The 12588-nt window shown below is 73.3% G+C and carries 13 protein-coding genes; 9 read left to right on the top strand and 4 right to left on the bottom strand.

Translation table 11 applies throughout. The features are described from left to right. Window positions 1-77: 77 nt before the first annotated feature. Both AB0G15_RS40230 and AB0G15_RS40225 read left to right on the top strand, forming a co-directional pair. Window positions 78-1265 carry a DUF3500 domain-containing protein gene (locus tag AB0G15_RS40230; protein WP_362850649.1) on the top strand — a complete coding sequence of 396 codons (1188 nt, stop codon included), beginning with the start codon at window positions 78-80 and terminating at the stop codon, window positions 1263-1265. A 28-nt stretch (window positions 1266-1293) separates the two neighbouring features. Continuing rightward, entirely contained in the window at window positions 1294-2481 is a 1188-nt protein-coding gene (locus AB0G15_RS40225; RefSeq protein WP_362850647.1) for an FAD-dependent monooxygenase, read from the top strand. On the opposite strand, the gene AB0G15_RS40220 is transcribed toward AB0G15_RS40225, so the two are convergent. The 3 genes from AB0G15_RS40220 to AB0G15_RS40210 all read right to left on the bottom strand — a co-directional run bounded on the left by AB0G15_RS40220 (window position 2445) and on the right by AB0G15_RS40210 (window position 3410). Beyond that, window positions 2445-2693: a DUF5999 family protein gene (locus AB0G15_RS40220; protein ID WP_362850645.1), complete on the bottom strand. Its 249-nt coding sequence runs from the start codon at window positions 2691-2693 to the stop codon at window positions 2445-2447. The two genes, AB0G15_RS40225 and AB0G15_RS40220, sit on opposite strands and share 37 nt — an antisense overlap. A gap of 184 nt (window positions 2694-2877) precedes the next feature. Next, a complete protein-coding gene (locus AB0G15_RS40215) occupies window positions 2878-3213 on the bottom strand; it encodes a metalloregulator ArsR/SmtB family transcription factor (protein WP_362695010.1) in 336 nt (111 codons plus the stop codon). Between the two features lie 2 nt (window positions 3214-3215). Next, window positions 3216-3410: a hypothetical protein gene (locus AB0G15_RS40210; protein WP_362695007.1), complete on the bottom strand. Its 195-nt coding sequence runs from the start codon at window positions 3408-3410 to the stop codon at window positions 3216-3218. Between the two features lie 295 nt (window positions 3411-3705). On the opposite strand from AB0G15_RS40210, the gene AB0G15_RS40205 reads away from it, so the two are divergent. Both AB0G15_RS40205 and speB read left to right on the top strand, forming a co-directional pair. After that, complete coding sequence (locus AB0G15_RS40205; RefSeq protein WP_344743362.1) at window positions 3706-3873, top strand: DUF3073 domain-containing protein; 168 nt, start codon at window positions 3706-3708, stop codon at window positions 3871-3873. 568 nt (window positions 3874-4441) lie between these two features. Further along, window positions 4442-5515: an agmatinase gene (speB, locus tag AB0G15_RS40200; protein WP_362850644.1), complete on the top strand. Its 1074-nt coding sequence runs from the start codon at window positions 4442-4444 to the stop codon at window positions 5513-5515. A 43-nt stretch (window positions 5516-5558) separates the two neighbouring features. On the opposite strand, the gene AB0G15_RS40195 is transcribed toward speB, so the two are convergent. After that, complete coding sequence (locus tag AB0G15_RS40195) at window positions 5559-6008, bottom strand: hypothetical protein (RefSeq protein WP_362850642.1); 450 nt, start codon at window positions 6006-6008, stop codon at window positions 5559-5561. Window positions 6009-6457: 449 nt separating this feature from the next. On the opposite strand from AB0G15_RS40195, the gene AB0G15_RS40190 reads away from it, so the two are divergent. The 5 genes from AB0G15_RS40190 to AB0G15_RS40170 all read left to right on the top strand — a co-directional run bounded on the left by AB0G15_RS40190 (window position 6458) and on the right by AB0G15_RS40170 (window position 12556). After that, on the top strand, window positions 6458-7492 hold the full coding sequence (locus AB0G15_RS40190; protein ID WP_362850640.1) for a CHAP domain-containing protein: 1035 nt from the start codon (window positions 6458-6460) through the stop codon (window positions 7490-7492). Window positions 7493-7630: 138 nt separating this feature from the next. Then, window positions 7631-8599: a siderophore-interacting protein gene (locus AB0G15_RS40185; protein WP_362850638.1), complete on the top strand. Its 969-nt coding sequence runs from the start codon at window positions 7631-7633 to the stop codon at window positions 8597-8599. Window positions 8600-8863: 264 nt separating this feature from the next. Further along, window positions 8864-10702: a glycoside hydrolase family 15 protein gene (locus AB0G15_RS40180; protein WP_362850637.1), complete on the top strand. Its 1839-nt coding sequence runs from the start codon at window positions 8864-8866 to the stop codon at window positions 10700-10702. Window positions 10703-10955: 253 nt separating this feature from the next. After that, window positions 10956-11342: a YciI family protein gene (locus tag AB0G15_RS40175; protein ID WP_362694985.1), complete on the top strand. Its 387-nt coding sequence runs from the start codon at window positions 10956-10958 to the stop codon at window positions 11340-11342. Continuing rightward, window positions 11339-12556 carry a DUF6596 domain-containing protein gene (locus AB0G15_RS40170; RefSeq protein WP_362850654.1) on the top strand — a complete coding sequence of 406 codons (1218 nt, stop codon included), beginning with the start codon at window positions 11339-11341 and terminating at the stop codon, window positions 12554-12556. The genes AB0G15_RS40175 and AB0G15_RS40170 overlap by 4 nt, the downstream gene beginning before the upstream one ends. Window positions 12557-12588: the final 32 nt, after the last annotated feature.

Genomic DNA, 12588 nt, shown 5'->3' with positions numbered 1-12588 from the left:
GGGACGTGGTCGAGGTGGAGATCGACCGGCTGGGGTCGGTGCGCAACCCGATCGTGGCCTGGCCGGAGAGCTGACCGATGTCGCAGACCTCGCATTTCAGCCACTCCCCTCATGAGCATTCCAGCCACTCCCCCCATGAGAAAGGCGCCCGCCCCCGCGCCGGGCGGGTGCCGCGCTCGGGACTGGAGGAGCGGCCGGGAGACTTCAACGTCACCCTCGTCACCTTCGCCGCGATGGCGCTGTACGACGCCCTGGACGGCGAGCAGCGGGCCCGCGCGCTGCTGCCCTTCGACGACGCCGACCGCTCGAACTGGAACTTCCTGCCCGCCTCGGGACGCGCCGGGGTGCCGCTGCGGGACCTGAGCTTCGACCAGGGCATCCTGGCGCACCGGCTGATCGCCCAGTGCTGCTCGGAGCGGGCGTACGCGCAGGTGGTGCAGGTGATCTCGCTGGAGCACGTGCTGCGCGAGCTGAACCTGGAGCGGTTCGGGCACGTGGCCAGGGAGTTCCGTAACCCGGGGATGTACTTCCTGACGTTCTTCGGACAGCCCAACCCCGACTCGGTGTGGGGATGGCGGCTGGTGGGCCACCACCTGTCGCTGAACTTCACGGTCGTCAACCAGGACCACCTGGCGGTGACGCCGTTCCTGCTGGGCTCGGAACCGGCCCGCTTCGGCCCGTACCGGGTGCTGGGCGAGGAGGAGGACCTGGGGTTCGCGCTGCTGCGCTCCCTGGACGACGGGCGGCGGGCACGGGCGGTCATCCACCCGGTGCCCCCCGCGGACTTCGTCACCCGCACGGTGCCGAGGATCGGCGAGGTGGAGCTGCCCGACCTGCACGGGGTCGGGCGGCGGGACGCGATGATCACCGAGGCCGACCGGCAGGCCCTGCGCTACATCAGGTCGCACCCGCGCGGGATCGCCGCCGCCGACCTGACCGCCCCGCAGCGGCGCGCGTTCGACGAGCTGCTGGAGTGCTACCTCGAACGGGCCAGGCCCGGCCAGGTGGCCGCCGAGATGGACCGCGTCCGCGCCGCCGGCGGCAGTGGCGGTGGAGGCGACCTGCACTTCGCCTGGGCCGGCGCCGACGACTACGGGCTCGGCCACTACTACCGGATCCAGGGCCCGGTCACGTTGATCGAGTTCGACAACACCGAGGACGACGCCGACCACGCCCACAGCGTGTGGCGCGACCCGTCCAACGACTTCGGCGAGGACCTGCTGATGAGACACCTCATCGAGGAGCACCGCGGTACCGCGGGGTGAGACGCCGCCCGACGAGAGGAACCCCTGAGTGAAGATCGCCATTGTCGGAGGAGGTCTCGGCGGGCTGGCCACCGCGCTGCTGCTGCGCCGGGCCGGCCTCGAGGCCGTCGTGTACGAGCAGGCCGCCGAGCTGCGCGAGGTCGGCGCGGGGATCGTGGTGGGCCCCAACATGGTCCGCCCCCTGGTCCGGGCCGGGCTCGGCGAGCGGCTGGCGTCCTTCGCCGTCCCCCTGGAGACCGCCTGGGAGTTCAGGCGCTGGGAGGACGGCCGGGTGCTGTCCTCCCAGCCGATGGGCGAGGAGTGCCGGCGGCTGTACGGCACCGACTGCTACGTCGCGCACCGGGCCGACCTGCTCGACATGCTGCTGGAGGCACTGCCCGCCGACGCGGTCAGGACCGACCGGCGGCTGGAGGTGCTGCGGCAGGACCGCGAGGGGGCCGAGCTGGTCTTCACCGGCGCCGGCGGCGTGAAGACGACGGTGGCCGCCGACGTGGTGATCGGCGCGGACGGCATCCACTCGGCCGTACGGCCCGCGATCGTCGGCGAGGAGCCGCCGCGCTTCTCCGGGCTGTGCGCCTACCGGTGCCTGGTCGACGCCGAGCGGGCGCCGGAGCTGGCGCTGCGCCGGGTGCAGACGCTCTGGCTGGGTCCTGGCCGCCACTTCGTCCACTATCCCATCAGGGACAGAAAGCTGATCAACATCGTCGCGATCGTGCCCGCGGGCGAGTGGCGCGTCGAGTCGTGGACGGCCGACGGGCGGCTCGAGGACCTGGCGCGCGAGTTCGAGACCTGGGACCCCAGGCTGGGACGGCTGATCGCCGCGGCCACCGAGACCAAGCGCTGGGCGCTGTACGACCGCGCCCCCCTGGAGCGCTGGACGTCGGGGCGGGTGGCCCTGCTGGGTGACGCCGCCCACTCGATGCTGCCCTTCTTCGGCCAGGGCGCCGCCCAGGCGGTCGAGGACGCGGTGGTCCTCACGAGCTGCCTGCGCGAGGCCACCGGCGACACGGTGGCCAAGGCGCTGACCCGCTACGAGGCGATCCGCAGGCCCCGTGCCTCGCGGGTGCAGCTGATGAGCCGGGGCCGCGAGGTGCAGAACCACCTGCCCGACGGGCCCGCCCAGCTGGAGCGCGACGCGGCCCTGGCCGGCAGCGACCCGCTCCGGCAGAGCGCCTGGCTCTACGGCCACGACCCCGAGACCGCCATGGCGGGCTGAGCGGCGGGCCGGACGACGGGCCCGGCGGACGCGACGGGCGGGCGGTGCGGCGGGACGGCCCGGCCGTCGGGCAGCAGCTCGCCGGTGTCCTCGAAGAGCACCACCCCGTTGCAGAGCAGGCTCCAGCCCTGCTCGGGCTGGGAGGCGATCGGCCTCGCGGCCTCCCTGCCGGGGGCGTAGGCCGGGGGACACGGGGTTTCGTGCCGGCACATGGCGTACCTCACTGATCTGCGCTGGTCTGCCTCGTGACGGCGGTCCGCCGTCGTCTTCCCGCAGGATGCGCCCGCGGGGACGTCCTGTCCCGGTACAAATCCGCACAGGGGCCCGTGTCCGGGAAGCGCGCGTCCCGCCTGGCCTCACCCGGTCCTGCGCACCCCGCCCAGGAACGCGAAACCGCTAGCCGCGCGCCTCGGCGCGCAACTCGGCGAGCAGCTCACCCTGCTCGGCGAGCACCTCGGCCAGGATCGACCGCGCCACGGACATCAGCTCGGCCAGGTCCTGGGTGGACAGCGCGTAGACGACGGTGGCGCCGTCCCGGGTGGCGGTCACGACTCCCGCGCGGCGCAGCACGGCGAGCTGCTGGGAGAGGTTGGAGGCCTCGACGTCGATGGCGCTCAGGAGGTCCCGCACCGGCAGGGGGCCGTCCCGCAGCAGCTCCAGCACCTGGATGCGGACCGGATGGCCGATGGTACGGAAGAATTCGGCCTTGGCCTGGTGCAGCGGCACCGGCATGATCACACAGCTCCGGCGACGGGCCCGCCACCGGCGTACCGCACGTCGACGCCGTGCCGGTCGGCGATGCGCAGCAGGTTCTCCAGCCGCCCGGACAGGACCTCGACCGCGTGATCGTCGAAGGCCTGGCGCATGAGCTCCAGCTCGCCGTCGACATCGGCGATGCGCGCCCGTAGCTCCGCCGCGAACTCGCTCATGTCCCCCACCTCCCGTGGATCAGGCCACTCCCCGGCGTCTGGTTTATCGGCACACCGTTCCTCATGATGTGGCAAATTGCATAATTCTTCAAATCGTAATGACGTTGGCTATGATGGCGAAGGCCGTTTTCCAACAGGGCCCGCAGCCGGTTCGAGCCCGATCGATGACGGATCGACCGCGAAGCGGGATACTTGGTACGGCTACCGCAGACTGACCTGCGGCGTCAGAGCGCGCCAGCCGGCGATGCGACAGTGACGAGAGGCCGAGCACGGCCTGCGCGAGGGAGTACAGCCAATGGGACGGGGCCGAGCCAAGGCTAAGCAGACGAAGGTTGCTCGCGAGCTGAAGTACAGCAGCCACAGCATGGACATCGACCGGTTGCGCAAGGAGCTCGGCGCCGGCGACGATCCCGCGCCGGAGAGCGAGGCCGACGACCCCACCGGCGAGCCGACCGGCAGGTGACACCGCGGGCGGGCCACGGACCCCGGCCGGACGCCATGGCGCCGGCGGGGCCCGGCTCCGTGACCTCGCGTGGACCGGCGGGGCCTCGCGGTCCCGCCCGCGCGGCCTGCCCGCGTGACTCCTCCCGCGGCGCGCCGGCCGGCCGGCGCGCCGATCGGCCGGCGAACGCCCGTGGCGGCGTCCGCCGCGCGACGGCGAATTCCACGCAACATCCGGCAACACCATTGAGGCACCCGCCCAGGGCTGCTTACCGTCACGGTTGTGCGTACCGCGGTGCGGCGGTCACGCACCCCCGGTCAGCGCGTCGACGGAGAGCTCTGGAGGGTCCCACTCATCCCACGGTGACCGGCTACCCTTCCCCCGCCGGGCATCGGGATCTGCCAGTTCACACGCCGTGGCCCCGGGACGAATCGCCGGATCGCGCGAGGTCGTGCCTCGCGCGGGCGGAAGGTCTCCCCGGGCCACGGCCACCACTCACCCCCCGTGTCCTCGCGTGTCCCCTCGGGCGGTGCCCGGCGGCGACGGGCCGCGGGCGCTCGCGGACCGGTGCCTTCCCGCCGGAGGAACGGTGACGAGCCGCTACGGGCCCCAGTTCGGGCCCGACATCACCTTCCTCGGCGTCGAGCGGTGCTCGCTGGACGATCCCGCGAGTCACGCGGGCGCCGACATCGTGATCGTGGGGGCGCCGTTCGACGGCGGCACCTCGCACCGGCCGGGCGCGCGTTTCGGGCCGCAGGCGATCCGGATGACCGACTACCTGCCGCACGACGGGGCGCGTCCCAGCCTGGCGCTGCGCACCGACGGGCTGCGCGACCTGCGCGTCCTGGACGCGGGCGACGTCGAGATGCCGCCCGGCGACATCCTGGCGTCGCTGGCCGCCCTGGAGGCCGCCGTCGAGAAGATCGCCCGCTCCGGAGCCGTCCCGGTGATCCTGGGCGGTGACCACTCGATCGCCTTCCCCGACGCCAAGGGGGTGGCCAACGTCCTCGGGCACGGCCGGATCTCGATGATCCACTTCGATGCCCACGCGGACACCGGCGACATCGAGTTCGGCTCGCTGTGGGGGCACGGGCAGCCGATGCGCAGGCTCATCGAGTCGGGGGCGCTGCGCGGCGACCGGTTCCTGCAGATCGGCCTGCGCGGCTACTGGCCGCCGCCGGAGACGCTGGACTGGATGGCCGAACGGGCGATGCGCTCGTACGAGATGACCGAGATCACGCACCGCGGCCTGCAGGAGTGCCTGACCGAGGCCTTCGCCATCGCCGTCGACGAGTGCGACGGCGTCTTCCTGTCCGTCGACATCGACGTGTGCGACCCGGGCCACGCGCCGGGCACCGGGACGCCGGAGCCCGGCGGCCTCACCGCGCGCCAGCTCCTGGACTCCGTACGGCGCGTCTGCCTGGAGCTGCCGGTCGTCGGGATCGACGTCGTGGAGGTGAGCCCGCCCTACGACCACGCCGACATCACCGCCGCGCTGGCCAACCGCGTGGTGCTGGAGGCGTTGAGCGCCATCGCCCGGCGGCGGCGCGACGCCCGGGACGGGACCGCCTGGAACCCGCTGCTTCCGCTGCTCGCCGAGCGCCCGGACCGCGCGGCAGGCCCGGCCGGGCCCCTCGATCGGCACGACCGGCCGGACCGCTGAGGCGCCCGCCGGGCGCTCGGCTCTCCCGCGGTCGCCGCGGGTTCTAGCGGGTTCTCGGGCGGTTGCCCCACTTGGGCTTGCGGAAGAGGTCGCGGCGCTCCAGCAGGTAGACGAGCTTCGCGGCCGCGGTCCTGACGGCCTCCTCGTGGCGGTGGCGCTTCTGCGGGACGACGGCGCTCCAGCGTTCGAGCAGGAGGGCGATCTCCTCGGCGAGCTCGCCGATCACCCGGTAGCGGGTGCTGAAGGCGTAGAGGTCGCCGTGCACCTCGTTCACCAGGTCCTCGTCGACCCGATGGGCGAGCGGCCTGACCCTGCGGAGGATCCCCGCCTCCATCGCCGGGGTGACCGGCGCCCGCCGCGCGTCGCCCTCGGGCACCATGATGAGGGCCCGGACCCGCGCGACGGCCAGGGTGCGCTCGGCCTGCGAGGTCGCGGGATGCTCGGCGAGGTCCAGGAGGCGGCGGAGGGTCTCCTGCGTCTTGTCGTCGAACATGGAAAACCCGTTCCGCCTTCGTGTCCCCGTTTCCCGCCGGACCGGGAGGGAGGCCTCGGCGTCGGCACCGGCGCATGCCGCGCACGTGCCATCACATGCTATTCGACCCGATAGGCAGGGACGCGTACCGGTGTGACCCGTGAGCGCGAGGTGAATTGGGATATGCCCGGTGTGCGCGAACGGCCACCGGCGCTCCCGGGCCGCCCACCCCCGCGCACCGGGACCGGAGCGGGGATCGGAGCCGGCGGCCGGCACGGGTGGGCAGTCGATGGTAGGTGCTGCGAGGGCGCCTTTCCCGCCATTCGCCGAATCCGGTATTCGACAGCCTTCCGGCTCGGTTTTTTAAGCAAATAGCCTCACTTTTCCGTTTTTCTGCGAATACAGTCCAGCTTTGTCGGACGGCGCCCCCTTCTCGGAAGGGTGGAGAGAGGACGGGGTGGCTCACAGCCATGGATCCGATCGGTGACGATCTGCTCAGGACCATCAAGCCCGAACTCGGGTACCGGGAGGGATCCGGCCAGCACAGCAAGTTCGGCGAGTGGTACGCGGTCAACGTGGCCCAGGACCCGCAGTACAGGACGGCCCCATGGTGCGCGATGTTCATCGCCTGGGCGGCGGAGAAGGCGGGCGTGCAGGAGTACGTCGGGCAGTTCGCCTGGACCCCGTCGCAGGCGCGCTGGTTCGAGACCAACGACGCGTGGACCCGGACCCCGGAGCCGGGCGCCCTGGTCTTCTTCGACTGGTCGGGCGGCAAGGACATCAAGGGGATCGACCATGTCGGCGTCGTCGAGAGCGTGAGCGGTGGAACGATCCACACCATCGAGGGAAACGTCGACCGGATCTGGCTGAAGCGCAAGACGCGCGACCAGAGCAAGGTCGTCGGGTACGGGCTGCCGCGCAAGGTCAAGGAGAAACTGGAGGGCGCCGCCTCCGGGCAGGACGCCGCGGCCCCGCAGGCCGCCGGGCGGATCGAGATCCGCCCGGCGCTCGCCCCGGGCTCCGCTCCCCCGGCGGACGTGCCGGGAACGCTCCCCGTCTCCGTGGAGACCGCCGTGATCGTGGGGGTGCTGACCTTCGCCCTCGGCGCCACGTTCGTCCTGTCCCGGCTGCGCCCCCGCGTCTCGGCGGGCCGGCACCGCAGGAGAGGCGGGCGGCGGGAACGGGCGGACCTGTGGACCGGCGTGACGTGTCCGGTCGAGGAGACGCTCCTGCGCGCGGAGGCGCCCCCGGCCTGGAAGACACTCCCGCACACCGTGACGCTCCATCCGGGCGGGCAGGCCGGGCAGGGCCGGCCGGGCACCGCGCCCCGGAGCCGCGAGACGCTCCGCGTGAGCAGGCCGAGCTGGGCGTGCGAGCCGTACCGCACGGGTCTGCCGAAGCGCGCCGGCGGCGCCGGGGTCCCCGGCCGTACCGGCACGCGGCCCGCCGCCGGACCGGACCCCGGCGGGGAGACGCGCGAGGGCGAGGGGGCCCGCGCCGCGTGACCGTACCGGCGCGGGCCGGGTGGCCGTAGGAGCAGGATCACATGAGACCGGGACAGAACGGAGATCGCGCCGGGTTGCCGGATAAGGTTAGGCAAAGCTAAGTTGCTGGGGACGGCATTTCCCAGTGAAGGCGGCACGATGACAGCGGGCAGCGAGCAGACCCTGGAGCGCGCGGCGGAGGTTCCGGCCTATCGCGGCCACCGGGCGGAGGTCGTGCGGGCGGTGCGGCTCGGCCCGAACTTCGTCCGGGTCACCTTCGGCGGCGAGGACCTGGCGGGCTTCGCCGACAAGGGCTTCGACCAGCGGATCAAGGTCATCCTCCCGCTGCCGGACGGCAGCATCACCCCGCTGGGCGACGGAGACGACTGGTACCAGCGGTGGCGGGCGCTCCCCGACGAGCTGCGCAACCCGATCCGCACCTACACCGCGCGGGCCGTGCGGCCCGAGCTGCGCGAGCTCGACATCGACTTCGTCCTGCACGGCGAGGTCGGCCCCGCCTCCCGGTGGGCGACCCGCGTCGCCCCCGGTGACCGGGTCGTGGTGGTCGGTCCCAACGCCGCCCATCCCGGCCCCGTCGGCGGCCAGGAGTGGGCCCCGCCCGCCGGGGCGTCGCACCTGCTGCTGGCCGGGGACGAGACGGCCGTGCCCGCCATCGCCGCGATCGTCGAGTCGCTCTCCGGCTCCGTGCGCGCCACCGCGCTGCTGGAGGTCCCCGAGGCCGCCGACGCGCTCCCGCTGGACGTCCGTCCCGGCGTGGAGGTCGTCTGGCTGCCCCGCGAGGGGGCCCGCCACGGCGACCTGCTCATCCCCGCCGTACGCGACACCCTGAGCGCGCTCACCGCGCCGGGCGGCGCCCTCGCCGGCGGGCCGGCCGTCCCCGCCGCCGGTCCCGGCGCCGCGAACCCGCTCGAGGACGTCGACGTCGACGAGGAGATCCTCTGGGAGGTCCCCCAGGCCTCGAAGGGCGACGGCCTGTACGCCTGGCTGGCGGGCGAGGCGGGCGTGGTCAAGCTGCTCCGCCGCCACCTGGTGCAGGAGTCGGGGATCGACCGCTCCTCGGTGGCCTTCATGGGCTACTGGCGGCTGGGACGCTCGGAGAGCGCCTGAGCCGCGGCTCCCGGTCCCTCCCGGCCCGGAGACGACGCCCGCGCCCGGGCGACGGCCCGGGCCAGGAGTCACAGCCAGGAGCCGCAGCCAGGAGTCACAGCCGCGAGTCGCACCCGTGGCCGGTGACGCGGCCGTCGCCGGGCGGCCTTTGCCGTCGGCTGCGGGAAACGTGCCGACTCCTTGACGCGGGACGGAACCGGGCAGGCGTCCGGGGCACGTAGCTTGAGGGCGTAAGTGCCCTGCTCGCGACGTGAGAAGGCCGACATGACAGCAGCGGAATCCGCTCGTCAGGACCCGGCGGGCGCCCCCGGATACCGGCCCATCGCCGACCACGGGCTGATCGGCGACCTGCACACCGCGGCGCTGGTGGACACCGGCGGCACCATCGTCTGGTACTGCTGCCCGCGCTTCGACGCGCCCAGCGTGTTCGGCTCGATCCTGGACGCCGGCCGGGGCGGATCGTTCGAGCTGGGCACGGTCGTGCCCGCCCGGACCAAGCAGTTCTACTTCCCCGACACCAACGTGCTGATCACCCGCTTCTCCGCCGACGACGGGGTGGGCGAGATCCAGGACTTCATGCCGATCGTCGGCGACACGCGCGACGGCGCCCGGCACCGGCTGATCCGGCGGGTGAGGTGCGTCCGCGGGTCGCTGCCGTTCCGGGCGCGGGTGGCTCCGCGGTTCGACTACGGCAGGCAGTCCCACACCCTGAGCGTGCACCGGGGCCGGGCGCTCTTCGAGTCGCCGTCGCTGTCCCTGGCCCTGTCGTCCAGCGCCACCCTGGAGGTGGACGGCCAGGACGTGCGGTCGGAGTTCAAGCTCAACGAGGGCGAGTGCGCGGTGTTCGCCCTCGACAGGTTCGGCGAGGACGTGGCGCTGCGCGCGTGCCCGCTCGAGGAGGCCGAGGACGAGTTCGCCGCGACCGTGGCGTACTGGCGCCGCTGGCTGTCCTCCTCGAGGTACCGGGGCCGGTGGCGGGAGATGGTCCACCGGTCCGCGCTGACGCTGAAGCTCCTCACGTACGCGCCGACCGGCGGGATCGTGGCCGCCGTGACGACCAGCCTGCCCGAGCAGCTCGGCGGGGAGCGCAACTGGGACTACCGCTACGTCTGGATCCGCGACTCGGCGTTCTGCGTGTACGCGCTGCTGCGGCTGGGCTTCGGCGAGGAGGCCGAGGCGTTCATGGGATTCCTGTCCCGGCACGTCAGCCGCGACGGCGGCGGCCCCTCGGGCCCGCTGCAGATCATGTACGGCATCGACGGGCGCACCGAGCTGCCCGAGATCGAGCTGCCCCACCTCGAGGGCTACCAGGGCTCGGCCCCGGTGCGCGTCGGGAACGCCGCCGTGGACCAGCTCCAGCTGGACATCTACGGCGCCCTCCTCGACTCCGTCTACCTCTACGACAAGTGGCACCAGCCGATCTCCAGCGCCCTGTGGGACGACGTCCACATCCTGGTGGACTGGGTCTGCGACAACTGGGACCAGCCCGACGAGGGCGTGTGGGAGACGCGCGGCGGGCGCAAGGACTTCGTCTACTCGCGGCTGATGTGCTGGGTGGCGATCGAGCGGGCCATGCGGATGGCCGCCCACCGCGGGCTGCCCGCCGACACGCCGCGCTGGCAGCTGGCCCGCGACGCGATCTACCGGCAGATCATGCGGCGTGGCTGGTCGGAGGAGCTGCGGGCGTTCGTCCAGCACTTCGACGACGACGTCCTGGACGCGTCGGTGCTGATGATGCCGATGGCGAAGTTCATCTCCCCCATCGACCCGAAGTGGCTGTCGACCCTCGACGCGCTCGGCGCGAACCTGGTGTCCGACTCGCTGGTCTACCGCTACGACCCCGCGGTCAGCCCGGACGGGCTGCGCGGCGAGGACGGCACCTTCTCGATCTGCTCGTTCTGGTACGTCGAGGGGCTCACCCGCGCCGGGCGCCTGGACGAGGCCCGGCTGGCGTTCGAGAAGATGCTCACGTACGCCAACCACCTCGGCCTGTACGCCGAGGAGATCGGGCAGACCGGCGAGCAGCTCGGCAACTTCCCGCAGGCCTTCACCCACCTCGCGCTGATCAGCGCCGCGTTCAACCTCGACCACGCCCTGGGCTGAAGGGTCCCGGGCTCCTCGCCCCGCGACACCCCCGCCCATCGGGCCGGCGACGGGACTCCGCCCGCGCGCGAATCCACCGGAATAGACTTCCCGGACGCCGCCCGGGCACAGCGGATCCGCCGCCGCGGCGGTCTGACGGGATCGGCCGCGGCGCGGCGGGAGATTTCTCCGGAGCCGTGTCGATCGGCGGGCCGCTCGTTCGACGTAGGGGGGCGAGGGCCGAGGGGCGGCCCCGCCGGACGAGGAGAACGCGATGCCGAAATACCTGCTGATCATGCGGGGCACCGATGAGACGAACGCGGCCATGATGGCCGATCTCGACGAGATGATGGCCACGACCCACCGGTTCATCGAGGACATGATGAAGGCCGGGGTCCTCGTCGCGGCCGAGGGGCTGGACGATCCGGGCCAGGGCGTCGTGGTCGACTTCGGCGGCGAGGCGCCGGTGGTCACGGACGGGCCGTACGGCGAGACCAGGGAACTGTTCGGTGGCTACTTCCTGCTCGAGGTCGCCACGAAACAGGAGGCGGTCGAGTGGGCCAAGCGGGTCCCGGCGGTCCGCGGGTCCAAGATCGAGGTCCGGCGGGTGGCCGGGGCCGACGAGGTCCCGCAGGGCGGCGAGAGCAGCGGCCGGATCTGACGGGCACGGCCGACGTCGAGGCCGTCTGGCGGATCGAGTCGGCCCGGATCGTCGCCGCGCTGACCCGGTTCACCGGCGATTTCGGGCTGGCCGAGGACGCGGCCCAGGAGGCGGTGGCCGAGGCGCTGGTGTCGTGGCCGCGTGCCTGTCCGGCCAATCCGGCCGGCTGGCTGATGGCCACGGCCCGGCGGCGGGCGATCGACGCGATCCGCCGCCGGGCCGCCCTCCAGGACCGGTACGCCCTGCTGGCGGCCGACCCCGCGGTCGACCGGGAGATCGACCCCGACAGGATCGACGACGACGTCCTGGCGCTGATGTTCGTCAGCTGTCACCCGGTGCTCTCCCGCGAGGCCCGGGTGGCGCTGACCCTGCGCGTGGTCGGCGGCCTGACCAGCGAGGAGATCGCCCGCGCGTTCCTGGTGCCCGTGCCGACCGTGCAGGCCCGCATCACCCGGGGCAAGAAGACGATCGCGGCGGCCGGGGTGCCGTTCGAGCTTCCGCCGGCCGGCGAGCGCGGGGAACGGCTGGGCGGCGTGCTCAGCGTCCTCTACGTGATCTTCACCGAGGGGTCGACGGCCACGTCGGGCGAGCGGCTGCTGCGCCCCGACGTCGCGTACGAGGCGATCCGGCTGGCCCGCACGCTGGCCGCGCTGCAGCCCGACGAGCCGGAGGTGCACGGCCTGCTCGCGTTGTGCGAGCTGACGGCCGCGCGCTTCCCGGCCCGTACCGGCCCGGACGGCACGCCGATCCTGCTCGAGGACCAGGACCGGCGGCTGTGGGACCTCCCGGCGATCCGCCGGGGGCTGGCCGCGCTGGCCAGGGCGTCGGCCCGCGGCCTCGGCCCCTACGGCCTGCAGGCCGCGATCGCCGCCGCCCACGCGTCGGCGCCCTCGGTCGAGGCGACCGACTGGGACCGGATCGTGCTGCTCTACGAGGCGCTCGGCCGGGTCGCGCCCTCGCCGGTGGTAGAGCTCAACCGGGCCGTCGCCGTGGCCATGGCCTCGGGTCCGGCGCGGGCCCTGGCCATCGTGGACGAGCTGGTCGCCTCGGACCGGCTCCCCGGTTCGCATCTGGTTCCGACCGTGCGCGGGGAGTTGCTGGCCCGCCTCGGCCGGCGGCCGAAGGCGCGCGCCGAGCTGGAGCTGGCCGCCCGGCTGTGCGCCAACCGGCGCGAACGCTCGGTGCTGCTGCGCAAGGCGGCCGCGCTGGACTGATCTCCCCGGCGCCGCCGTCCTGGGCGGTCCGG

The sequence above is a fragment of the Streptosporangium sp. NPDC023825 genome (assembly GCF_040639575.1).
In the GTDB taxonomy this organism is placed as follows: domain Bacteria; phylum Actinomycetota; class Actinomycetes; order Streptosporangiales; family Streptosporangiaceae; genus Streptosporangium.
Note: the sequence above shows the minus strand (reverse complement) of the source record. Positions and strands in the feature narration are given on the sequence as shown.

What these genes read in the sequence shown, in the direction of transcription:
- AB0G15_RS40210 (WP_362695007.1), bottom strand. Translation starts at nt 3,410, where the DNA reads ATGAGCGAGTTCGCGGCGGAGCTACGGGCGCGCATCGCCGATGTCGAC.
- AB0G15_RS40195 (WP_362850642.1), bottom strand. Translation starts at nt 6,008, where the DNA reads ATGTTCGACGACAAGACGCAGGAGACCCTCCGCCGCCTCCTGGACCTC.
- AB0G15_RS40190 (WP_362850640.1), top strand. Translation starts at nt 6,458, where the DNA reads ATGGATCCGATCGGTGACGATCTGCTCAGGACCATCAAGCCCGAACTC.
- AB0G15_RS40220 (WP_362850645.1), bottom strand. Translation starts at nt 2,693, where the DNA reads ATGTGCCGGCACGAAACCCCGTGTCCCCCGGCCTACGCCCCCGGCAGG.
- AB0G15_RS40180 (WP_362850637.1), top strand. Translation starts at nt 8,864, where the DNA reads ATGACAGCAGCGGAATCCGCTCGTCAGGACCCGGCGGGCGCCCCCGGA.
- AB0G15_RS40230 (WP_362850649.1), top strand. Translation starts at nt 78, where the DNA reads ATGTCGCAGACCTCGCATTTCAGCCACTCCCCTCATGAGCATTCCAGC.
- AB0G15_RS40185 (WP_362850638.1), top strand. Translation starts at nt 7,631, where the DNA reads ATGACAGCGGGCAGCGAGCAGACCCTGGAGCGCGCGGCGGAGGTTCCG.
- AB0G15_RS40215 (WP_362695010.1), bottom strand. Translation starts at nt 3,213, where the DNA reads ATGCCGGTGCCGCTGCACCAGGCCAAGGCCGAATTCTTCCGTACCATC.
- AB0G15_RS40205 (WP_344743362.1), top strand. Translation starts at nt 3,706, where the DNA reads ATGGGACGGGGCCGAGCCAAGGCTAAGCAGACGAAGGTTGCTCGCGAG.
- AB0G15_RS40175 (WP_362694985.1), top strand. Translation starts at nt 10,956, where the DNA reads ATGCCGAAATACCTGCTGATCATGCGGGGCACCGATGAGACGAACGCG.